The sequence below is a fragment of the Acidobacteriota bacterium genome (genome assembly GCA_016703965.1).
GTDB lineage: Bacteria > Acidobacteriota > Blastocatellia > Pyrinomonadales > Pyrinomonadaceae > OLB17.
Map to the genome: position 1 here is coordinate 1,776,083 of JADJBB010000021.1, position 22,714 is coordinate 1,798,796.

Consider the following 22,714-nt stretch of genomic DNA (forward strand, 5'->3'; position numbering starts at 1 on the left):
TTTTGGCTATTGAGAGATGCCCATGCCGAAATTGGGTTTCCATGCTTCACCTTCTTTCGAGTAAACGGCCATGTACCACTCGGTCGGGACGGGCTGGCCTTCGCATTTGCCATCGGCACCGCCCTTGTAGGTGAGCAGGGTCACGTCCTTCGCGATCGAGACAGACATTGCGTCGGTGAGCGATACGCTCTTGATCTCGCATTTGTTGTCGGTCGACCAATTCTTGATCACGGTGGCACGGTCGCCGAGGCCCTCGCCGCTGACAAATGCAAAGTCCTTGGCAAGGATCGCCTCGAGAGCAGAGATGTCTTTTGCTTTCCACGCTTCCCAGACCTTCCTTTCGATCGCGAGCACCGCTTCGGTCGCCGCGTCAGGCTTAGCCTCTTCCTTCTTGGCATCGTCCTTCTTGGCGGCGGCCTTCGGCGGAGCCTTTGGGTCTATGGCCGGAGTTTCGGCGTAGAATGCTGCTTTCCACTTGTCGCCTTCGCGAACGTAGATGCTCGACGAGTGGACGTTGGCAGGGTTTTTCTTGCCGTCGCAGGTTGCGTCCTGAGCACCCTTAAACGTCAGGATAGCGACGTCGGATCCGACCATCTGCATTTTTTCGTCAGATAGCGAGTAGCTTTTGACCTCACATTTCTGCTCGGTGTACGACTTGACCGATGCGGCCTTGTCCATGCGGCCGCTCGTGCCTAGGCCGACGTATTTGTCCGACGCGTTCTCGACGGTCCATTTGGCGTCGCGATTCTTCCAGGCTTCCCAACCGCCTTTTTCGAGCGTCATCAGTGCCTCCTTGGTCGGGGCCGCAGCGACAGGCTTGGCGGTCGCATTGGCGTTGGCATTGGATGCGTTAGCGTTGTTGGCGGCCGGTTTGTTATCGGCCGGTGCACCGCAGGCGGCAAATAGGGCCGCGGCGGCCAGTGTCATGGTCATCAGTGTGATGCGTTTCATATTTTTCTCCGTAAGATCGTGGCAAAAACCTACCAGGTAGCCGACGTGATGTCGGAACGCCTGTAGGCGAGTAACCGCTGCTGAGATCCGAATTGTGCTAGATCAAAATAACTATACACGGAAAGTGATAAAGCAAACGGCAAGTTTGAAGTTTATTTCCCTTATTGCACGGACCCTGAACGTGACCGGGCTCAAAAAAAGGGAACCGGGCCCAGCCGGTTCCCATGCAAAAACAAGTGCTTCGTTCTACATAGCAGGCGTTTCGAACATGAAGGCCAGTTTCCATGCCTCGCCCTCTTTCACATAAACGGCGGCCTGATAGAGAGGGCCGTTCTTACGGCCGTCGCAGGTGCCGTCTGATGTACCTTTCAGAGTTAGGATCTCGACCGTTGGCGAAATTGCTGAGGCAATACCGTCGGAAACGCCGACCTTGGTAACGCCTTCGCATTTCATCGTTTCGGTCCAGTGTTTGATGACGTTGGCTTTGCCGCTCATCCATGTTCCCGCCGGGTCGACGATCGCCATGTTGCCGGCAAGGACCTCTTCGAATTTCTTAGCATCCTTTGCCTTAAATGCTTCCCAACCCGAAGTGTGGAGCTTGACGAGGGCATCTGTATTCGCACTCGGAGCGGCGGCGGCAGGTTTTGCGGGCTCGTCCTTTTTGGCTTCTGCCTTCTTCGGCTCTTCCTTTTTAGCTTCGGCTTTGGCTGGCGGCGGAGGCGGTAATTTTGGGTCGATGATCAGCGTTTCGCCGTGGAATGCACCCTTCCATTTCTCGCCATCGCGGACGTAAATGCTTGTGGCACGGACCGGGCTTGGCAGTTTCATAGCCTTTCCGTCAGGTCCGGTGCACGAGCCGTCGAATGTGCCTTTGTAGCTCATAACGTAGGTGTCGGCGTTGATCATCGACATCTGCGGGTCTTCGAGATTCCACGTTTTGACGTCGCATTTGAACGATCCGATCTCCCCGAGCATCTCGCCACGGCTCGATCGCCGGCCTTGCTCAAACGAGACGAACTTGTCGGAAAGAAAGCCCTCGAAGAAGGCCTTATCGCCCTTGATCCAGGCTTCGCTGGCCTGCTTGTCCATTGCAAAGAGAGCGTCGGCAGTCGGTGCGGCAGCGACCGGCTTGGCGGTATTTGCGTTCGAAGCGTTGGCGTTATTCGCCGGAGCGTTGTTGGCAGCCGGTGCTCCGCAAGCGGTCAGCATTGCGGCGGCAGCCAAGGTTAAAGTGATCAAACTCTTACGGTTCATATATCTTCTCCATCGGAAAGTGTAAATAGCTGAAAACGTCAACCGTTCCCGCGTGACGGAACAAATTGACCCAACCCCTTTTATAGTCACGTTTTTGCTAATCAGCTTATATGAATATAAGAATTTGTCAAGATATTTCGCGTAGCGGTGGTTTTTGGCGTCCGGCTGCGATCTCTGCGTCTTATCTCAGCGGGCTCTGCGAGGAATATACCTGATTTTACCTAAGCCATTGTCCACGCAGAGTTCGCAAAGTTTGACGCCGAGGCCGCCGAGGTGAGGATCCATTATGAATTAATTTCAGAGTGACCCGCTACCCGCGTGTAAACAAGGGCGATTCGCGAAGTTGGGCCGAGAAAAGACTTTGTAAGACCGAGTTAAAGGGATCGCCCTTACTCACGTGCGGGCTCGTGTTTTATGACGCGGGTGTCTCAAAGACATAGGCGACCTTCCATTCGCCTGCTTCTTTTTGAAAGATCGACGTGCCCCACAGGCTGCCGAGCGGTTTGCCATCGCATTTGCCGGCGGCGGTGCCCTTGTAGGTGAGAATAGCGACGGTTCGTGAGAGCATCGTGGCAGCGGCATCGGACGGAACGGCGGCCTTGATGTCGCATTTGGGTAGCAGCCACGCATCGAGCACGGCGTTCTTGCCGATAGTGACGGTGCCGGTGACGTCGACGAGCGTCAGGTCTTCGGTAACTATCGGTTCCAGGGCGGCACGGTCGCGTGCTTTCCACGCATCCCAGCCCTTTTTCTCGATGGCGAGCAGTTCTGCTGCTGACTTATCGTCCGTTCGAGGCTCGCTCGCCTTAACTGGAGCTTTTTTCGGAGCTGCGGATTTCGGAGCCTTCGGATCAAGTACCGGAACTTCGTTGTGATACGCCGCCTTCCATGTATCGGCATAGCGGACGTATAGCGTTGTGGAGATGACGGGGCTAGGTATCTGTTGCCCGCCGCATTTGCCGTCGACCGCAACTTTGGTGGTCAAAACGATGGCATCGGTGCCGATCGGGGTCATTTTTTCGTCGGAGAGCGTATAGCTCGTGACCTCGCATTTGGTTTCGGTGATCTGCTTGATCTCGCCGGCCTTGTCATAGCGAACGCCGCCGGTGTAAGAGACGAACTTGCTGTCAAGATATTCGTCCCAGAATGCCGCATCGTTATTCTTCCACGCCTCGAACGCCTTTGTTTCCAGCCCGACGAGCAAACCCCTGGTCGGAGCCGCCGCTACAGCCTTCTCTATCTTATTGGCCATCTCAGCGTTGGAATTGACGTTCGCCGAATCACCGCAGCCGGCAAACAAACCAACCGCCGCCGTAAACATAACAAATGCAAGTGTTTTCATCATCACAAGTCTCCACGCACCAAAAAGCACAAAAGCCCGAGGGCTTTTCATACAAAAACCTGTCGAGCGTTCCCCAGTCGTCCTAATTGGGTGTAGTTTAAACACTTATACAACATATTGCAAGGAAAAAGTTTCTACGTGATCTTGGAATTAACGAGCGAGCAAGCAAAAGCTTGATTGTGAACCCCAAGTGGAGTATGCTCACGGAAATTTCCCATTCTGGCAGGTTCAAATGAAAACTTTCTTCTACAGTTTCTCACTCATTGTCGGCCTTCTGCTATTCTCGGATTCGGGAACTGCCCAAAATCAAAAACAAGCTTTGCTTGAGGGCGGTTTGGTGGTTGAGTTTAAGCAACCATCGAATTCGCCGCTGCCGCGTATTCCGCTGAGCGACGAGCCGAATGGTTTTTGGACTTTGAATCTGGACAGACAGGCGGGAAGCAAGCCTATCGAAGGGCCGGATAGGATCCAGGCTGTGTATTTTCTGGGACGGCTTGTTGATGGCAAGGCAGAGCTGACAGTTTCGGTCTTTCGTGGATCGCGGTTTAGAGAATTTGAGGACGTTATCGCCCGTTATACGCTTGAGCGGGGACAGTCGGCGGTCGTTTCTGAGATCGTCAAATACGGATTCGAACCGGTTGCGATCAAGGCTGTACTCGTCGAGAGGTCGATGGTTAAAGTGCCAGTCGTCAATAACCGCAGTACCTCCGTGGGAGTCGATATCTTTCCGGTCCTGCAGCCGATGCCGCGCTATGTGGCGAGATTTACTAATAACTCAACGAAACCAGTTATCGGTTATTCGGCTCGCACGGATAAGGATGACGCGATGAAGGTGTTGTTTCCGGGAATTCTGGATGTTTACGGCAAGCCCCTCATCGAACCCGGCAAAACATACGAACGAATGGTTGCCCCGGAACTGGCTGGCGTTAGGGAGTACAACATAAATGCCATGGTCTTTGCCGACGGTTCGTACGAAGGCGATACTGCTGAGGCAGCCGATCTTTTCGCGATGATGTATGGACGATGCGACAGGCTCGCCAAGCTCATTCCTATCCTGAAACAGGCCGTCGATGCCGCTCCGCAAAGACCGGATGCCGAGGCGTTGATCACTAAGATCAACAGTGAGAAAAGCCCGGTCGCGGCTTCGATCGTCGACGCGTTCAATCTCCGATTCCCAAATGACCACCAGTACAAAGGTGCCGATGACAAACGGTTCACGTCTGCCGGGAGCTTCGTCAAGGCCGACATTGTCGGAGCCCTAAGAAATCTGCAAAAAGCCGGAGTCGGACGTTCGGACGAGGAAGTGAATAGGGCGTTTGCAGCCCTCGTCGGACACTATGAGGGCTGGCTGGCGAGGCTGCCGAAATAAATTCCAATACCAACTAGTGCTTAAAATGCCTGATCCCCGTGAATGCCATGGCTATGCCGTGTTCGTTGGCGGCGGCGATGGATTCTTCGTCTTTGATGGAGCCGCCGGGTTGGATGATGGCTGAGACGCCGAATTTGGCGGCTTCGTCGACGTTGTCGCGGAACGGGAAGAACGCATCGGAAGCGAGGGCCGTGCCTTTTAGCGACAGGTAGAAGCGTTCGGCACGCATGGCGGCTATTCTGACGGAATCCACACGGTTCATCTGCCCGGCACCGACACCGAGCGTTTGGTGTTCGTTGGCGAAGACAATGGCGTTCGATTTCACGTGCTTGCAGACCGTCCAGGCGAGCTGCATGGCGTGGAGTTCGGCTGTCGTCGGTTGGCGTTTGGTGACGATGTTGAGTTCGGCTGGGTTTAGGACATGAGTGTCCTGGTCCTGCACGAGGAAACCGCCGCTGATCTGTTTGTATTCCAGCTGTTGGCCTTGGGTCTTTGGTCTTTGGCCTTGGAGTTGAAGAATTCTAAGGTTCTTCTTTGAACGGAAGATCTCCAGAGCTTCATTATCATATTCCGGAGCGACAATTACCTCTGAAAACACTTCGATCACGGCTTTGGCGGTTTCGGCATCTACCTTTTGGTTGAACGCCACAATGCCGCCGAAGGCTGAGACGGGGTCGGTGGATAGGGCTCGTTTGTAGGCTTCGAGGTTGGTTGCAGCGGTGCCGACGCCGGAGGGGTTGGTGTGTTTGATGATGGTGACGGCGAGCTGGTCGAAGTCCTGGACGAGGTTCCACGCGGCTTCGGCATCGACGTAGTTGTTGAACGACATCTCTTTGCCGTGGAGCTGCTCGGCTGAGGCGATGCCTTCGGAGCCTTCTTCGGTGGTGTAGATCGCTGCACGCTGGTGCGGGTTTTCGCCGTATCTTAGATCCGTGACCTTGGTAAGGTCGATCGAGCGGTATTGGGGAAGCGGCTTAGTCGCGTCCGAGAGAACCACCCCGTCAGCCGAAGCGGCAGCCACCCCTCCTTCGTAAGGAGGGGAGTTTTCTGGATCGTCTTCTAATTCAATAAACGCCAGATGGCCGAGTGGGTTGAGCGGTTCTAGTCTTTCCAGATCGTCATTTGAGAGCTGTTTCGCGAGGTATGATGAAATAGCTAGGTCGTAGCTGGCCGTGCGTGTGTAGGCGAGCGTGGCTAGGCGTTGGCGGGTTTCCAGGGAGAGGGAACCGTCGTTGGCATCCATCTCTTCGATGATCTCGTCGTACAAGCGTGAATCCGTCACAACGGCAACGTCACGCCAGTTTTTTGAGGCTGAGCGGATCATCGCAGGGCCGCCGATGTCGATGTTTTCTACTGCTTCCTCGAGGCTGACGCCGTCTTTGGCGATGGTTTCTTCGAACGGGTAAAGGTTGACGACGACGAGGTCTATAGGCTCGATACCGTGTTCGTGCATCGAAGCAACGTGCTCAGGATTGTCACGCAAAGCGAGAAAGGCTCCGTGCATCTTGGGATGCAGCGTTTTGACACGGCCGTCCATCATCTCTGGAAAGCCCGTAACAGTGGAGACGTCTGTAACGTTTGAAACAGTCTCGCGAAGGCTCTTCGCTGTTCCGCCGGTTGAGATGATCTCGACGCCGTGTTTGGCGAGAGCGGCTGCGAATTCCGCGAGGCCGACTTTGTCCGAGACGCTGATAAGGGCACGTTTGATCTTTCTGAGTTCGCTCATAATATGGAAGCGGCTGCTAGCCTGCTGATATTTCACACGCAGGCTGGCAGCCTGCGTTCCGCAATACAAAAAAGCGGCTCATATGCCGCTTCATCAAACACTAATATATTGTATTACGAACTCACCTACAAAGACGGGCGGGAGAAAAAGGTACGCGTTTAGAAGAAGAATCGTCCGAGAAATAGCAGGCTCAAAACGACTATCATCGCGAAAATAATGACTTTGATTACACTCATAAATCCTCTATCCTGTGGGCAGAGCCTGTTCGTGAATAGTAAGTCTATTCGCCGCCCAATAGCGATGTCAAAAATTTTAGCACCAATTCCCACCGTTTTAGCTGCGTTCGTGCTGATTTTACAATTCTTTACATTTACAGAGGCTCAGGACGTCGATGTTCGCATCAGGATCAACGCGGAGAAGGCTGTAACAGCCGATGTAACGGTCTCGGTAAATGTTACAAACAAGGCTGAGCGGATCTGGTTCTTGGACCAATATGGCGAGGTTTTCGGGTTGCTGACGGAGCGGTTATCGCACATCTATTTCTACGACAAACCCGGCTTTCTGATCGCTCGTAAAAGCTTGCAGCCGAACGAGATGGTCAGCCTCAATAACGTCGGCAAGCTCGCCTACACCGTCGATCTCACACCTCGTCCGGGAATGTTTGCGGCCGCTCACACTTCGTGGGCAAAGGCGGACGGCGGACTGCTCGTCCTTGACGATCTGCTGCCCCAGTCGGTCGGGAAGACGGCGAAGGTGAGCTTTGAACTGCCTGTCGGGTGGAAAGTTGCAGGCCTTGCCGCTCAGCCTGTAGCTGTTCCAAATGTCGAAAAGGCCGTGTTTTACGTCGGTTCGAACATGAGGGAAGTATCGAGCGGCTCGGTCAAGCTGGCGATCTCGGGCGAATGGCAGTTCACTGATGGCGAAGCAGCGTCGATGGCGGATTCGATCGTTAAAGAGTACGAGAAGGCGTTTGGGAAGCTTGCTGAACCAAATGTCATCGTGCGGCTGTCGAAGTTTCCCAATACAGTTGGGCTTGGCAATTGGGAAGGTGACACACGTACTTCGACGGTGACGATCGTGTCGTCGGATATGCCGTTCAAGAATCAATCGGTGCAGCGTTTGCATGAGCAGCTTCGGCACGAGCTGTTTCACCTCTGGATACCGAACGGTGTGAACCTAAGCGGGAATTACGACTGGTTTTACGAGGGATTTGCGTTGTATCAGTCCTTGAAGGTCGGCGTTGGTGTCAACCGGCTGAGCTTTGCTGACTTTCTCGATACGCTGTCGAGGGCGTACGGCATCGACGATTCGCAGACGAATAGAACCTCGCTCATCGACGCCTCAGCGAACCGTTGGAGCGGCTCTAACACAACGGTTTACGCACGCGGAATGCTGCTCGGCTTCCTCTGCGACATCGCCGTGCTCGAAGCCTCAGGCGGCAAGCGTTCCGTGACCGACCTGATAAAGGCAGTCGTTACAAAACACAGCCTAACCACGCCACGAACCGACGGTAATACGGCTCTCATTGCCATCTTCCGATCGCATCCCGAACTCGCTGCGATGACCGAGCGTTATGTATCAGGAAGCGAAGTGTTCTCAATGGACGCACCACTTCTGCAGGCAGGGATCCAAATAGACCGTTCCACCGGCGTTCCTAAATTCACTGCCGTTAGCAAACCGTCAGGAAAGCAAAAGAAGATACTCGAGAAGCTTGGGATCGATAATTGGAGGAAGTGAGGAAAAGACTTTGGTGAAAAAGACATATTTTCGCCCTTCGGTTATAATACTTGGCGAACGAAGGGCGGATGGTTTGTAGATGAAGATTCACGCTATTTTATTGATCGGGTTGGCATTTGTAGGGCTGTTTCAGCTGGGCTGCGGCGGTGTAGCTCCTGGTGTTTTCGGGGCGAATGATAAGGCGACGGTCATTGCCAAGACGGCCCAGATACGCACTTCATACGCGGTCGTAGCGGCTGATCTGCTTGAGGTCAAACGCGGCGACAGCCTCGATGTGATCGATGAATTCGAATACGAAAAGGTGCTGTGGTTCCGCGTTCGTGCCCACGACGAGGCGGCCACCGAAGGCTGGATCGAGGCTCAGAACGTTATCACTAGTGCAACGCTGGCCAAATCTAAGGCTCTGGCAGAGGAATTCAAGGACCAGTCGCCGCAGGCTGCGGGCGTTATCCGTTCGGCTTCAAACCTGCGTGCCGCTCCGGATATGAATCCTGAGAACGTCCTGTTCAAACTCTCAAACGGCTCGACCTTTGAGATCATGGCGTGGAAATTCGTCCCGAAGGCAGAGGTTCCTGACGTCGATGACGCACCGAAGGGCCAGCAAAAATCGGGTAAGCGATCAAAGAACGCCGAGATAGAGGCGGCGAAGGAAGAAGGCGAGCCGGACAAACTCGAAGATAAATACGACATCTGGTATCAGGTCAGGCTCGATCCGTCGGTCTCGCCGGCACCGGCCGGATGGCTGTTTGGCCGACAGGTCGAACTGCAGGTACCGACCGACATCGTCTTTTTTCAGCAGAACAACCGCAAGTTCGTCACCTGGCAGCGGCTCGACGCCGATTCCGCCAACAAGGTCGGTTCGGGCGACAAGACGCTTGCTCCCGGCAACTGGGTGATCCTCGCACGCAATAGCTTTTCTAAGCCGATAGACGGCGTTGAGCCCGATTTTGACAGCATTCTGGTCATGGCTTTCGATAAATACGATCAGAGCTACTACACGGTCTGGAGAAGCTCGCCTAATACCGAAATCTGGGGACGTCTGCCTCTGAAGGTCGATGGGAAGGGCGATAACAAGACGTTCAGCGTTAGCCTTCGCAATTCATCAGGGCAGATGGACGAGAAGCGTTTTATCGTCTTTAAGGACAAGAACCGCCTGCGTGTAACTCCGCCCGAAGACATCGCTCAGTACGAGACCAAGGTGAAATAGTGACCGAAGACCCGAATGATCCATTCTCTGAACCGGTAGAAATAGAGATCACCGATTCACTCGACCTGCATTCCTTCAGCCCGAAAGACATCCGGGCCGTGGTCGAAGCCTACCTTCCCGAAGCCCACAAAAAAGGCTTTTCCGTCGTCAGAATAATCCACGGCAAAGGCGTCGGCGTCCAACGCGAGATCGTAAGAAAGGTGCTGTCAGAGACCGATTTTGTGAAGTCGTTCAAGAACGCACCTGAGTTTTCGGGGAGTTGGGGAGCGACGATCGTGCAGTTAGACGTCTAAAGCTCCTCGATCACATCCGCCCAGACCTCATCTTCTATTCCAAATTCAGGATAGACAGTTTGAAGCAGGTCGTTCTGCTCGGCGATACGGCGTTCCGCCGCGGCGAGGCGTTCGGATTGGCGGGCGTATTTGTTTTCGAGATGACGCAGATAGGCACGGCGTTCCTTATACATTCTCTCGACCCAGAACATATAGGTGAATTGCAAACCGACGATGCCAACGAGGACCAAAGAGAGTCCGATCAAAAAATACATGAGCATAATGCTTGGTTCTCACGTTCTACTTGAGTTTATTCGGATTATACTCTTGACCTTGGCTTAAGGAAAAGTAAAATTTAGGGAACGCTCTAATATATGTTATAAGCTGTAACATCTTGTAACAGTCAGGGATGGTGTTACAGATGTTACAGCGGATCTGAAGATCGCGGGCGAATAGGTATTTAATGCAACAAATGGAATCGAAAACACTTAAGTTGATGTACACATTGCTGTGCGACGATGTTCGCATTGAGATGGGCAACAAGATCTCGCTGATGGGCATTTTTCAAAACATAATGGTCGAGAAACTGCCCGTTTCGCTCATCAAGTTTGCGGTCATCAACCACTGGCAAGGCCAGGGCGGCCACGAAACCGAGGTCCGCATCCTTTCACCCGACAAAACAAACCTGATCGTCACCTCGCAGCCGACCAAGATCGAGCTTGCCGAGGGCGGCTTTACCGACAACGTCAGCTTCTTTGTAAACGTCGTCTTTCCGACCGCCGGAACCTACTGGATCCAGACCATCGCCAACACCGTCGTCCTCGACGAATGCCCGCTCATCGTCGCAGACCAAGCCAACATGGAAGCCATGCGGCCGCCTGAGGAGATAACTGAGACGATCAATTAGGGATCAGTAACCACGAAAGTTCACGAAAAAGACACGAAATAAAGAGCCTGCTCTATTTCGTGTCTTTTCGGGTTTTTAACTGGTTACTATGGTTTCGGCCGGTCGATGTCAAGATTTAGTGCGGTGCGGTAGACCATTGCGGAGTCGACATCAATGTCCTTTACCGCTTTTCCATCTTTCAATACGGCCATGAAGCGGAGTTTGGCGGTGCCTTCGGGTTGGGTGAAGGAGAATTCGCCTTGCGAATCGGTCGCGGCTTCGCCTAGTTTACGGATCGATCCGTCGCCGTTCACGCGTTCGACCGTCACTTTTGCACCGGCGGCGATGAAGCCGTCTTTGAAAAAGACGCTGCCTTTAACGATCACACGCGAACCACGGTCGACCATCAGGATCAAACGATCGCCGAGGTCACGAACCTTACCTTTTTTGATCTCGACGTTGTATTGAACAGCAGCAGAATAGCCGCGGGCTTCGAAAGCAAGGTTGTAGATGCCCGGTTCGAGGCCATCGAGGACAAACTCGCCTTTCGCGTCAGTCTTGGTTGATTTGAGATCGACGCCTTTCTGACGGGCAGAGATGGTCGCGTTCGCGATGCCTTCGTCTTTGAGGTTTCGAACCTTGCCTTTTGCTCCGCCGGTGTTTTGAGCGAATGCAGTTGGCAACAAGCAGAAGGCAGAAAGCAGAAGTCCGAATGCGACCGTGACTGATCTGTGATGTAATTTATGCATGCATTTTCGACTCGGATGGAGTGCCACGCATTTCATCCGCTACATCATTGATGATGTCATCAAGCGAACGGGTTGGCTGGTAACCTATCAAACGCTTGGCTTTTTCGAGGTTTGGAACCCGACGCTGCATGTCTTCAAAGCCGTCACCGTAAACCTCGTCATAGGTCAGATACTTGATCTGGCTCGTGCTGCCCGTCAGGTCGATTGCACGTTTGGCGAGATCGTTGATCGAAACTTCTTCGCTATTCCCGAGGTTAACGACCGTTCCAAAGCAGGCCGGCGTTTCGATCAAACGCGTTAGTCCCTCGACCACATCCAAAACATGGCCAAAGCAGCGTGACTGTGTTCCATCACCGTGAACCTCGATCGTTTCGTTCTTCAGTGCAGCCTGCACAAAGCGAGGAACGACCATCCCGTATTGCCCGGTCTGACGCGGCCCAACGGTATTAAAAAGACGGCAGACGACGACAGGAAGCTGCGTTTCCTTCCAGTGAGCGAGAGCGAGGAATTCGTCGAGCGTTTTGGCACACGCGTAAGCCCAGCGGTGTTTGTCGGTCGCACCTGTGAGCAGGTCATCGTCCTCATTGAATGGAACTGAGATACCTTTGCCGTAGACTTCTGACGTGCTTGGAATGAGGACCCGTTTGCGGTAGCGTGAACAGAATTTCAAAACCGTATCGGTGCCGTGAAAGATCGTTTCGATCGTTTTCACCGGCTGCTCCATGATCAGCCTCACGCCGACGGCACTTGCCATGTGATAAACACGGTCGGTCTCGCGGATCAACTCTTCCATCAGTGCTGAGTTGAGAACCGTATCGATGATGAGGCGAAAGCCGGGTTTGTCTTCGAGATGGGCGATATTCGAATAACGCCCGGTCGAAAGGTCGTCGATGACCGTGATCTGGTGCCCTTCGGCGATCAGTTTGTCGGAAAGGTGGCTGCCGATAAAACCGGCCCCGCCTGTAATGAGAATTTTCATATCAATTGCAGCTAGCTTTAGCTAGTGGTTGGATCCTAGTTAGACCCGGGCTTTAGCCAAATTTCGGCTAAAGCCGACTACATCCTTATAAACTTATTCCACTAGCTAAAGCTAGTGGCAATTTAAAAAACAAGACCACATCATCCGTTGATAACTCCGGAAAAATAGGCCGCCGTTTTCTTCAACCCTTCAGCAAGTGGAACTGTCGGCTGCCAATTTAGAAGCGAAGTGGCCCGTTCGATATTTGGCTTACGCTGTTTTGGGTCATCCTGCGGCAGCGGCAGGTATTTGATGCGGATATCTTTGCCTGTGGCGATGCCGACTTCGTCCGCTAGTTCCTTCATGGTGAACTCGCCGGGATTGCCGAGGTTGACCGGCATGTGAACATCGTCGCCCTCGGCGTTCATCAGTTTGATGATGCCGTCCACGAGGTCGCTGACGTAGCAGAACGAACGTGTCTGCGAGCCGTCGCCGTAGATCGTCAATTCCTCGCCTCTCAGTGCCTGAACGATGAAATTCGATACCACGCGACCGTCATTCTCCAGCATTCGCGTCCCGTAAGTGTTGAAAATACGCACGATACGCGTGTCAACGTTGCTTTGGCGGTGGTAATCCATCATAAGTGTTTCAGCAACGCGTTTGCCTTCGTCGTAACAGCTTCTGAGGCCGATCGGGTTGACGTTGCCCCAGTAGCTTTCCGTCTGCGGATGCTCGATCGGGTCGCCGTAAACTTCGCTGGTCGATGCTTGCAGGATCCTCGCTTTTACGCGTTTCGCGAGCCCGAGCATATTGATCATTCCCATCACATTTGTTTTGACGGTCTTGACCGGGTTGTACTGATAGTGAACCGGCGATGCGGGACACGCGAAATTATAGACCTGATCGACCTCTAGAAAGATCGGCTCCGTCACGTCGTGCCGGATGACCTCAAACTGCTTGTTGTCGATGAGGTGAGCGATATTCACCTTGCGGCCGGTGAAAAAGTTATCGAGGCAGATGACCTCGTTGCCCTCATTGAGAAGGCGTTCACACAAATGTGAACCGATGAATCCGGCTCCGCCGGTTACAAGTATTCGCATAAACCGCTATTTTCCCACAATTCCATTATTATGACCATAATTCGCTGGCCAAAGCACTGAAAAAGGCGAATCGAAGTGAAACTCGATTCGCCGTCGTAGTGATGCACTGCCTTCTACTACTTCTTTTTTGGGGTTGGAGCAGTTGTTGGTGGAGCCTTCAAATTCGTTTCAAACAGCTTAAAGATCCGCTTGTATTCGTCCGCCCAACTGGTCGGCTGCTCAAACCCGTGGTCCTCGACCGGATAACCGGCAAGTTCCCAGTTCTCCTTTCGAAGCTCGATCAGCTTTTGAGCAAGGCGAACGCTGTCCTGATAGTGTACGTTGACGTCAACCATTCCGTGGCAGATGAGAAGTGCCCCTTTTAATCCGGCGGCGTGGTAGATCGGCGAACTCCTGCGGTAGGCCTCACGATCGCTTTGCGGCAGATTGAGAATATTTGACGTGTAGCCGTTATTGTAATGAGCCCAATCGGTCACTGGACGCAGTGCTGCACCGGCCGCGAAGACGTCCGGCGTCGTAAACATGGCCATCAAGGTAATAAATCCACCATACGAACCGCCATAAAGGCCGACGCGTTTCGCGTCTACGCCGTGCTCTTTGACAAGATAATCCACCGCATCGACGTGATCGGTCAGGTCCTTGCCGCCCATAAAGCGGTAGATGCCGGTTCGCCAATCGCGTCCGTAGCCCGCTGAGCCGCGATAGTCGATATCCAAAACAGCGTAGCCCTTTTCCATCAAAAGATGATGGAACATATATTCGCGGTAATAGCTGCTCCACCAGTTATGGACGTTTTGCAGGTAACCGGCACCGTGAACGAACAGAACCGCCGGGCCGCCCTTTTTGAAATTCGCGGGTTTATATAAACGGCCGTAAACCGTCGCACCGTCACGGGCCTTGAAATTGACGATCGGCGGGGCGATCCAGTTATAAGACTTCCATTCGTCGGTCGGGGAATTCGTGACTTGTTTTATCTCGGCTTCTGTCGTGCCGGCTTTGTTCGGAGCGAGGTAGAGCTCCGTCGGCTTGTTGGCGAATGATCGGAGAATAGCCAGCTTTGCCTGGTCCGGCGATACGATGGCTTGATTGTTCCCCGGCATCGAGGTCAGGCGGGTGCGAGCCCCACCGTCAAAGGACATTGAGTACAGATTGCGTTCAAAAAAGCTGCCTTCGCTCGACGTGAAATAGAACTTCGTCTTGTCCTCCGATAGCCGAACATCGGAAACTTCGAATGTGCCCGAGGTTAATTGAACAGGCGTTCCACCGTCGATCGAGACCATGTAAAGGTGAGAAAACCCGTCGCGTTCCCATTGAAAGAACACTCGCTTATTATCGGGCAGCCAGCCAAGCGAAAATCCGCCCGGGCCGCCAACCCAAGCGTCGTCATGGATCGTTGCCAGAACTTTAGCTTTTCCCGTCGCCAGGTCAAGCTGCATTATCCAGCGGTCTTTGTTATCGGCGGACCTCGCTTGCATCACAGCGTTCTTGCCGTCGTTAGACCATTGCGGCGGTGACAACTGCACGTCGCGGTCGCGAGGCTGAGGAGGGCCGGCCTGGCCACGGTTCGTACCTTGGCCTTGTCCGGCCGTGCGTTCCAGAGCAGCTTCACTGGTTGAATTTCCTTCCGCCCTCGGCGTTGGGGCTGCGGCTGGTAAACGTTGCCCGTGGTCGACCCATTTCGACTCGCCATTTTCGACGCTGATGATCGCGATCCGGCTGCGGCCCTGAACATCGCCGACTTTCGAGCGGCTCGGAATGTCCTCGGTGTAGGCGGATTCCGTGACGTAGTTGGGAACGATCGTATTTTTTGCTCCGGTCGCACTTTCATTGACGACGACGATCACGGATCTTCCGTCGGGGGTAAGCGACAGGTTTCCGGCCGTTTGCCCCTGCGTAAGCTGAAACGGCTTACGCGTTTCCCTAGCTTTTCGCTTTTTCTCATCCGCTTCTCGTTTTTCGGCACGTTCGCGAACGACGTCGAGCAGCTCCCGTTCTTCCTTTTTCAGCGTCTCCTGACTGTCGGTTCCGCGACGGGCTGCGTCGTTGTTTGCACCAGCCGGGCCACCAGGTCCGCCGCCCGGTCCCCCTGCCGGGCGAATATCCGTCAATTGCTCCAGTAAACCGCTATCGAGCGAGAAAGAGTAAAGATTATTCTGCCGCGTAAAGGAGATATGACGCTGATCGCCGACAAAACGGGGATTCGCTTCGATGTCAGCGGTTTTGGTTATTTGTCGCCGTTCACCCGTTTGGTTGTTGTAGAGGAAAATATCGCCGCTATCGGTATAAACTGTCGTCTTTTTGTCATCTGACACGTCGCCGTTAGGCGGTGCTTGTTTTGCTTCTTCCTCGGAAAGTTTGCGAAGGCCGCTGCCGTCCGCGTCCACGACATACGTCGCAATGTCGGCATTTCGCGGTTCGCCGGCTCGCTTCCAGCTGAAATATACCTTCTTACTATCCGGCGACCACCGAACGCCCGTCGGTTCATACCCGACCAGATCCGGCCCGCGCATGATGTTGTCGATCGTAAGATCGAACTTTTTAGCAGGTACCGCCTGCTGAGCATTCGCGGCGAGCGGATTAAGGCAAAAAGCAACTATAAAAATGAACGATAGTATCGATTTCATTAATTTTCCTTCCCAGTTTTTTCTTACAGATTTCGGCCAGTCCCCAGCAGTATAACCGTCTATGGGTATTTGGTCATCCCTAGTCTTCGTCTGGATCGAGAGCTTCTTTCAAGGCCAACAATTCCGGTAGTACCAAATGATCTTTAGGCCTGTCGGCCGCTGTTTTCGAAACTATCAGGGCGTCTAAGCTCAATGCCCGTATCGGTTGGCCATAGATCTCGTATTGAACCGAATTTGCCACAGCATCTTGATAAACGCCTATTCCCTTTACTTCGCCAAGTAGGTCGATCGAGCCGATCGTTGTTTCGAAAGTGAAATTTGTACCGTTTCGAATTGAAGTTTCATCAAAGATATATCGAAGTCCTAGCGGCCAGGCCCGAGGTGTCGGGGAGAATGGAGCAAGGGCTGCAACAAGCCTTGTGATGTTCGATCTCTCGCGTGAGTAGCAGAAATCCAGATCTCTCGTAATGTAGCCCGACGCATGCAGGGTAACCGCAACTCCCCCGACGATGACAAAGTCAACGTTATTAGCGGTGAGACTTAAGATCGCTTTTCTGAGATCGGTCATTTCAGCGACGATCGGTTACCGGACCATGCGACCGCGATGAATCCAACTCGGCAAGGAAGTTCATAGACTCCTGTAGGCTGTCGATACGCTCTTGGGGAGTAAGCCGCAACTGCGAAACCGTCAGGGTCAGGTCGATGCCAAAATCTCTCGCCGCCGCGATCTTACTACCGGGGCGAGGGTGCAATAGCTTTTCCTCCGGTGTCCTCTTCATACCGATATTTTACGGCAATTCCAATGCTGCCGCACGTTTTTCTGCTTTTTGGGCATCGGTCAGGCGGCCGTATTCGTAGATCGCGTTTTCCCAGGTGCCGTACATGGCGTTAGGGAGGACGATCCAGCGTTTGCCCCAATCGTTTTTTACTTTATCGACCTCAGCAAAGCGGTCGGTGACGCTCTTCCGTTCAAATACGTTCGAAAGGTCATCAAGGTTATCGCCCATCAGGATAACGATGCGATATTTCTGCAAAATCAAGTTCCGTCGGGGTTCTTTTGTTGATTCGGTTGTGCGAAGGATGACGTTCTCAGCCGAAATATCCGCGAAACCGGCGTTCTTCAAATTGTCCATCGTTGCCTGCTTTTGTACCTCATCGCGGTTCGAGACAAAGAATACTTTTGCCCCCTTTGAAACGGCGTAGTTCAAAAAATCAACCGAGCCGGGGATCGCCTTTGCCTTTCGCATCTCGCCCCATGTGTACCATTCGTTCAGATTGAACGGAGTTTTGTTTTTGATCGAGAGGGCTTGTGACGGCGAATTGTCGAGCACGGTCTCATCGATATCGACGACTACGGCTCGCGGCTTTTTCTGCTCTTCTTTTGGAAGTTTTTTGAGGTTCTTTTTGTCGAGGTCAGCGTCGAGCTGCCAGCGGGCCAGGTTAAATGCCTGATAGGCGAGAGCACGGTATTCCGCCGCTTTTTGCATATATAGCGTTGCTCCGACCTGATACTGCAGATCAGCTGATGGCTGCAGAGCCGGTGCTGGCTGCTGGGCATTGCCGGACGCGACAGACGTACAGAATGCAAGTACGAAACTTAGTAAGTATTTCTTCGAATTCATAAAAGCCACTTTGTGTTGAAATTTGAATCGATTATAAATGATTTATGCCGGAAATGCCGAAGCGGAAGATCGACGCAGAGAATAATGCCGAAAAGCCGAATTGGGCCGAGGATCAGAAAGATCGCGGTTACTATTACGACGACTCTCATGGTTATGAGGTCTATGACCCGGATACCGAGGATGATGAGCGGGAAGAGGACGTTGGCTCAGAGATAAAAAAAGAGGATGCCTGAGCTTCAGACATCCTTTCGTATTTGCAGTCAAACGCTTGGTTATTTCTTCGGGCGTTCGTTCGCTTTCAGCACGCGTTTGCGCAGGCGGATCGCCTTCGGCGTGACTTCGATCAGCTCGTCGTCGGCGATGAATTCGAGTGCACGCTCGAGCGACATTTCACGCTGCGGAACGAGGCGCATGGCTTCGTCGGCCGAAGTTGTACGCATGTTCGAGAGTTTCTTTTCCTTGATCGGGTTTACGTCGAGATCGACCGCACGGGCGTTTTCGCCGACGATCATTCCTTCGTAAACCTTGATCTGCGGCTTAACGAATAACACGCCGCGTTCCTGCAAGTTATAGAGAGCGTAGGTGTTCGTCTCGCCCATGCGGTCCGAAACAAGCGAGCCGGTCTGACGCGATTTCATGTCGCCCTGGTATTTATCGAAGCGAAGGAACAGCGTATTGAGCAATCCCGTTCCTTTGGTTTCTGTCAGGAATTCGCCCCGGAAACCGATCAATCCACGAGAAGGAACTTCGAATTCCAATCTCACACGACCCGAGCCGTTATTGATCATCTTGGTCATCTGGCCCTTGCGGCGGCCCATGGCTTCGGTTACGACTCCGATGAATTCTTCAGGGACGTCAATAACCACCAATTCGATAGGCTCGAGCGTTTCGCCGGTTTTTTCGTCCTTTTTTGGTGATAACTTCCGGTTTTGAGACCTGAAGCTCATAGCCTTCGCGGCGCATCATTTCGATGAGGATGGCGAGTTGGAGTTCACCGCGGCCCGAAACCTTGAACTGCTCTGCGGCTGCGGTCTGTTCAACGCGAAGTGCAACGTTGCCAAGCAATTCGCGGTCTAGGCGTTCTTTGATCTGACGCGAAGTGACGAATTTGCCGTCAATTCCTGAGAATGGCGAAGTGTTGACGCCGAAGATCATCGCGATCGTTGGTTCATCGACGTTGATGACCGGCAAAGGCTTCGGATTTTCAACGGTCGTGATCGTTTCGCCGATCTCGATGTCGTCGAATCCCGCAAGGGCGACGATCTCTCCTGTTCCAGCGTCCGGGACCGTAGTGCGTTCGAGGCCTTCGAAAACGAAAAGCTCCTTTACGCGGGTTTTTACAACGGTGCCATCGCGTTTTGCGACCGCTACTTCCTGATTCTTAGCGATCTCGCCGGAGAATATGCGGCCGATCGCGAGGCGTCCGACGAACGGGTTGTAATCGATATTTGCAACCAAAAGCTGCAGCGAATCGGCACGAAGTGCGTGCGGTGCCGGAATGCTTTCGATGATCTGATCGAACAGCGGGATAAGGTTCTTCGATTCGTCGGCGAGCTGTTTCTTAGCGATGCCGTCTCGTGAGATCGAGTAAAGAACAGGGAATTCGATCTGCGTGTCATTAGCACCGAGGTCGATGAAGAGGTCGTAGATCTCGTCGAGTACTTCCTCTGGACGCGAATCCTGGCGGTCGATCTTATTTACGAGAGCGATGCAGGGAAGCTTAAGTTCGAGAGCCTTTCGCAGCACGAAACGCGTCTGCGGCAGGCAGCCCTCGGCGGCGTCAACGAGCAGTACGATGCCATCGACCATCTTAAGAACGCGTTCGACCTCACCGCCGAAATCGGCGTGGCCCGGTGTGTCCAGGATGTTGATCTTGTAGTCGCCATAGCGGACCGAGGTGTTCTTCGCCATGATCGTGATACCGCGTTCGCGTTCAAGATCCATGGAGTCCATCACTCGGTCGACGACGGCCTCGTTGTCACGGTGCGTGCCTGATTGTGCCAGCATCGCATCGACAAGCGTGGTCTTGCCGTGGTCGACGTGAGCGATAATTGCGATATTACGAATCTTTTCTGGTGCGATCATAGTTGTAAATCCCCGCCCGAAGGCAAACGAGTATAATGACCGATTGCCGCGACAAAGGCAAAGCGGGAATGCGAATGCGTACCGCCGGGGCTCGAAAATGCCATTCTCGAACCGGGTCATTTCGTGTTTTTTCACTTTTCGCCAAACTTTACCAAGAAAACCCCGACAAAAAGTGTGAATCGATTCACACTTTTGCCAGCACTAAGGCTGAGATCCCCATAAATACTGACTTTTGCCCACTCTTCCGTCGCCGCCGGAGCCAAAAACAGCCGCGCGATTGGTAGAGGTGAATCACCCCATTTTTCACTGTTTCACGAAGTTTGGTAGAGGTATTTGGGAGATTGGTCAAAGGTCCTGACGACACACTCCGATCGAACCTTTAGGACGAAATTGTTTAGAAAGAATTTCCTTGCGTTTCTCATCCTAGGGGAATATTCTGATCGTACTTTCAAAAGCTTGGAAGCGACCTTTTCCACGGTTGTTTAGCCTGTCTGATCGACTACAACCTTTCTGTCGCGAGACATTCCCGCTCTCGCTCGCGAGCAGAAATGAGGAAATAATGAAAAACGTGTGTTCCTTCCTTAAACATTGAGTAATTTCCACAGGAGTTGTATATGCATAAGCGGAAAAAACCAATCATCATCGCTATGGCTGTGCTGGTCGCAACCAGTGCGGCCTTGATGGTGTCTTTCCGCACCGAAGGGCAGACCACTAAGATTCAGCCCGATATCGAACAAAAGCGAAGAGAATTAAGGAAGCGGTTCCCAACCGCACGATATGATGAACCGGAGGAGCAGGATATCGCGCGGAGAGCGAGGAGACAGCTTGCAGGAAAAAGGTATCAAAATGCAGGCGGATTGGTAGACTCTACACTTCCGATGTGGGAAGACGAAGAACGAGTACTTCAAACCGACGAGTATCTATCGGTTCCCGCAATACCTGTCAAAGAAAGCGAATTGATTTTAATTGGAAAGGTGCTGGAAGCTGCCGCGCACCTTTCAAACAATAAAAAAACCGTCTACTCCGAATTTACAGTTCAAATCGACGAAATTCTACGGGATACGACTGGCAATATAAAAAAAGAGGGTTCTGTCACCGTGGACCGAGAAGGAGGGTTCGTTGAATATAAAAACGGGCTGAGGCGATTACATCGTATCGCAGCATTATCGATGCCTCAGGTCGGTGGCAAATACATTCTTTTTTTAAGGAACCGGGAAAAAGGGCCGAACTACGAGATTATCAACGGCTATGAATTAAAGGATGGTGGTGTCATAAATCTGACTGCTTCCACCGAAACGAGATCCTACTTCGGAATGGATCAAACGGTACTTTTATCAAAGGTACGTAAGGCACTTTCTGAAGCATCGCAATCAAGATCAGAGAAGCAGAACTAAGACAATGCTATATCCCAATAGTCGGGTTGTTTTAATTCTCATGGTCATCGTTATTTGTGGTCTAACCTTTGTTTCCGTTGTAGAAATCCAGAAATCTTGGGTCATCTATGAAGTTAAGCCATGAGTCAAGCGCACTTCGTCGGTCGCACCGAGTTTTGGTGTGATTCGAAGTCATGTTCGTTTCGACAATAACCAACCCGCCTCCTTTTATTGTTAGATTTACTTTCAGTTCGCACCGCCGTTTGTGGCGAGTGCCATCATCTATTCGTGCACAGATTTAACTGGCTACATGAAACTAGATCGGCTCATCCCGACGCTTTATCGAGATGGCTGGCCGTGCCATCAGACCTTCAGAGACTGAAGATTTCTCTTCACCTCTCCTGACCCCTCGCACAGGCCAACTTCGCCCCGCCGGTTGCAAACTGTTCGTAGCTGATGTTGTCACGAAGCATGACGTAACAGTTGATGAGCAGTTTGCGGGCCGCTGCGACTTTTGCTTTCGGGCGGCCGCGTCGACGGCTAACTTGTAAGTAATGTGCCTTGATCCCATGATCGCGGCACGTCTGGGCGGCCTGACCGAGCAGATGCCTCGTGAGTCGCGAGCCATGCTTGCTGATCGAGCCTATTCGTCTCTTCTCGCCGGAGCTTTTCTCCAGCGGGTCCAGTCCTACGAACGCGACTACCTCTTCCTTGCGTCGAAAGCGGCGGACGTCGCCTAGTGTGTGAATGAGTGCCAGAGCGGTGACCACTCCGATGCCCGGATGCGTCATCAGAAGGCGCGTCTTTGCATCTTTATCCGCCTCCTCCGCAAGTTTCGCGTCAAAGGCCGCTATCTCTTTAGACAATTCGTTGTATAAAGAAAACCGCGATATGACGATGAGCCGCTCCATATCGGTCGAAACCGCATCGAGAAGCTCTTTCTGCCGTTTAAGTGTCTGAAGCCGAAACTTATCGAGCCCCTTCGATCGAGCGAACGCCTGTAGCGTGTTTGCGATCGATGTACGCTTCTTCACCAGAAAATGCCGATGATTGAGCATCGTGAGCATCTCGCGGCTCCGCTCGCTCCTCGGCGTGATCTCGGGAAACGAGCCGTTCACCAGGAGATCCAGGATCGTCTCCGCATCACGAAAGTCGTTCTTGTGTCGCGACAACGCAGCTCGCCTGATCAGCCTCGGATCACCTATCTTTACCTTTATTCCGTTTTCAAAGAGCAGCTTTTCAAACCACCACAAACAACCCGTCGCCTCTACCCCGACAACCACCTCGTCTCCAAACTTGCGATAAAACGCCTTCAAAGACTGCTTGTCCGAATGCAGAAACTGCCGATACCGCACCTCTCCATCCCTCTCGTCACAATAAGCAACCGTCTGCTCGTATGGGTGAAAATCAACCCCGATGTATACTGTCATTGTTGATTCCATCGGGTCAGTTTCTTGTC

Annotated in this window: 21 protein-coding genes and 1 pseudogene; 8 read left to right on the forward strand and 14 right to left on the reverse strand. The window is 52.8% G+C overall.

The genetic code is table 11. From position 1 onward, the window contains the following. Positions 1 to 6 precede the first annotated feature (6 nt). The 3 genes from IPG22_14960 to IPG22_14970 form a co-directional block, all read right to left on the reverse strand. On the reverse strand, positions 7 to 951 hold the full coding sequence (locus IPG22_14960; GenBank protein MBK6589586.1) for a nuclear transport factor 2 family protein: 945 nt from the start codon (positions 949 to 951) through the stop codon (positions 7 to 9). A gap of 246 nt (positions 952 to 1,197) precedes the next feature. Continuing rightward, positions 1,198 to 2,205, reverse strand: a complete 1,008-nt coding sequence (locus tag IPG22_14965) for a nuclear transport factor 2 family protein (protein ID MBK6589587.1) — start codon at positions 2,203 to 2,205, stop codon at positions 1,198 to 1,200. A gap of 412 nt (positions 2,206 to 2,617) precedes the next feature. Further along, on the reverse strand, positions 2,618 to 3,550 hold the full coding sequence (locus tag IPG22_14970; GenBank protein MBK6589588.1) for a nuclear transport factor 2 family protein: 933 nt from the start codon (positions 3,548 to 3,550) through the stop codon (positions 2,618 to 2,620). 229 nt (positions 3,551 to 3,779) lie between these two features. Between IPG22_14970 and IPG22_14975 the strand changes: the two genes are divergently transcribed. Beyond that, the gene (locus tag IPG22_14975) at positions 3,780 to 4,916 is read left to right on the forward strand and encodes a hypothetical protein (GenBank protein MBK6589589.1); all 1,137 of its coding nucleotides are present in this window, start codon (positions 3,780 to 3,782) and stop codon (positions 4,914 to 4,916) included. A 13-nt stretch (positions 4,917 to 4,929) separates the two neighbouring features. On the opposite strand, the gene purH is transcribed toward IPG22_14975, so the two are convergent. Beyond that, a complete protein-coding gene (gene purH / locus IPG22_14980; protein ID MBK6589590.1) occupies positions 4,930 to 6,642 on the reverse strand; it encodes a bifunctional phosphoribosylaminoimidazolecarboxamide formyltransferase/IMP cyclohydrolase in 1,713 nt (570 codons plus the stop codon). Between the two features lie 3 nt (positions 6,643 to 6,645). Here purH and IPG22_14985 point away from each other — a divergent pair, with 3 nt between their 5' ends. The 4 genes from IPG22_14985 to IPG22_15000 all read left to right on the forward strand — a co-directional run bounded on the left by IPG22_14985 (position 6,646) and on the right by IPG22_15000 (position 9,879). Then, positions 6,646 to 6,804 (forward strand): hypothetical protein, encoded by a 159-nt coding sequence (locus tag IPG22_14985; protein ID MBK6589591.1) that lies wholly within the window; start codon positions 6,646 to 6,648, stop codon positions 6,802 to 6,804. A 138-nt stretch (positions 6,805 to 6,942) separates the two neighbouring features. Continuing rightward, a complete protein-coding gene (locus tag IPG22_14990; protein ID MBK6589592.1) occupies positions 6,943 to 8,379 on the forward strand; it encodes a hypothetical protein in 1,437 nt (478 codons plus the stop codon). 79 nt (positions 8,380 to 8,458) lie between these two features. Next, on the forward strand, positions 8,459 to 9,586 hold the full coding sequence (locus IPG22_14995; protein ID MBK6589593.1) for a hypothetical protein: 1,128 nt from the start codon (positions 8,459 to 8,461) through the stop codon (positions 9,584 to 9,586). After that, positions 9,586 to 9,879: a Smr/MutS family protein gene (locus IPG22_15000; GenBank protein ID MBK6589594.1), complete on the forward strand. Its 294-nt coding sequence runs from the start codon at positions 9,586 to 9,588 to the stop codon at positions 9,877 to 9,879. Before IPG22_14995 ends, IPG22_15000 begins: the two co-directional genes overlap by 1 nt. On the opposite strand, the gene IPG22_15005 is transcribed toward IPG22_15000, so the two are convergent. Further along, the gene (locus IPG22_15005) at positions 9,876 to 10,139 is read right to left on the reverse strand and encodes a hypothetical protein (GenBank protein ID MBK6589595.1); all 264 of its coding nucleotides are present in this window, start codon (positions 10,137 to 10,139) and stop codon (positions 9,876 to 9,878) included. The genes IPG22_15000 and IPG22_15005 overlap by 4 nt on opposite strands. A gap of 191 nt (positions 10,140 to 10,330) precedes the next feature. Here IPG22_15005 and IPG22_15010 point away from each other — a divergent pair, with 191 nt between their 5' ends. Next, complete coding sequence (locus tag IPG22_15010; GenBank protein MBK6589596.1) at positions 10,331 to 10,765, forward strand: hypothetical protein; 435 nt, start codon at positions 10,331 to 10,333, stop codon at positions 10,763 to 10,765. Positions 10,766 to 10,851: 86 nt separating this feature from the next. Here the strand turns inward: IPG22_15010 and IPG22_15015 are convergent, their stop codons facing one another. From IPG22_15015 to IPG22_15045, 7 genes are all read right to left on the reverse strand, one after another. After that, the gene (locus IPG22_15015) at positions 10,852 to 11,493 is read right to left on the reverse strand and encodes a carboxypeptidase regulatory-like domain-containing protein (GenBank protein ID MBK6589597.1); all 642 of its coding nucleotides are present in this window, start codon (positions 11,491 to 11,493) and stop codon (positions 10,852 to 10,854) included. Continuing rightward, on the reverse strand, positions 11,486 to 12,472 hold the full coding sequence (locus tag IPG22_15020; protein MBK6589598.1) for a GDP-mannose 4,6-dehydratase: 987 nt from the start codon (positions 12,470 to 12,472) through the stop codon (positions 11,486 to 11,488). The genes IPG22_15015 and IPG22_15020 overlap by 8 nt, the downstream gene beginning before the upstream one ends. A gap of 140 nt (positions 12,473 to 12,612) precedes the next feature. Next, positions 12,613 to 13,551, reverse strand: coding sequence for an SDR family oxidoreductase (locus tag IPG22_15025; protein ID MBK6589599.1), 939 nt, complete (start codon positions 13,549 to 13,551; stop codon positions 12,613 to 12,615). A gap of 116 nt (positions 13,552 to 13,667) precedes the next feature. Beyond that, a complete protein-coding gene (locus IPG22_15030) occupies positions 13,668 to 16,175 on the reverse strand; it encodes a S9 family peptidase (GenBank protein ID MBK6589600.1) in 2,508 nt (835 codons plus the stop codon). A 79-nt stretch (positions 16,176 to 16,254) separates the two neighbouring features. Then, positions 16,255 to 16,743, reverse strand: a complete 489-nt coding sequence (locus IPG22_15035; GenBank protein ID MBK6589601.1) for a hypothetical protein — start codon at positions 16,741 to 16,743, stop codon at positions 16,255 to 16,257. Between the two features lies 1 nt (position 16,744). Beyond that, on the reverse strand, positions 16,745 to 16,954 hold the full coding sequence (locus tag IPG22_15040; protein ID MBK6589602.1) for a hypothetical protein: 210 nt from the start codon (positions 16,952 to 16,954) through the stop codon (positions 16,745 to 16,747). Positions 16,955 to 16,963: 9 nt separating this feature from the next. Next, the gene (locus tag IPG22_15045) at positions 16,964 to 17,797 is read right to left on the reverse strand and encodes a 5'-nucleotidase, lipoprotein e(P4) family (protein ID MBK6589603.1); all 834 of its coding nucleotides are present in this window, start codon (positions 17,795 to 17,797) and stop codon (positions 16,964 to 16,966) included. A 44-nt stretch (positions 17,798 to 17,841) separates the two neighbouring features. Here IPG22_15045 and IPG22_15050 point away from each other — a divergent pair, with 44 nt between their 5' ends. After that, a complete protein-coding gene (locus tag IPG22_15050) occupies positions 17,842 to 18,030 on the forward strand; it encodes a hypothetical protein (GenBank protein ID MBK6589604.1) in 189 nt (62 codons plus the stop codon). A 39-nt stretch (positions 18,031 to 18,069) separates the two neighbouring features. Here IPG22_15050 and typA read toward each other — a convergent pair. Next, a pseudogene (gene typA, locus IPG22_15055) lies at positions 18,070 to 19,882 on the reverse strand (translational GTPase TypA). Between the two features lie 614 nt (positions 19,883 to 20,496). On the opposite strand from typA, the gene IPG22_15060 reads away from it, so the two are divergent. Beyond that, on the forward strand, positions 20,497 to 21,276 hold the full coding sequence (locus tag IPG22_15060) for a hypothetical protein (protein ID MBK6589605.1): 780 nt from the start codon (positions 20,497 to 20,499) through the stop codon (positions 21,274 to 21,276). A 371-nt stretch (positions 21,277 to 21,647) separates the two neighbouring features. On the opposite strand, the gene IPG22_15065 is transcribed toward IPG22_15060, so the two are convergent. Next, on the reverse strand, positions 21,648 to 22,685 hold the full coding sequence (locus IPG22_15065) for an IS110 family transposase (GenBank protein MBK6589606.1): 1,038 nt from the start codon (positions 22,683 to 22,685) through the stop codon (positions 21,648 to 21,650). Positions 22,686 to 22,714 lie beyond the last annotated feature (29 nt).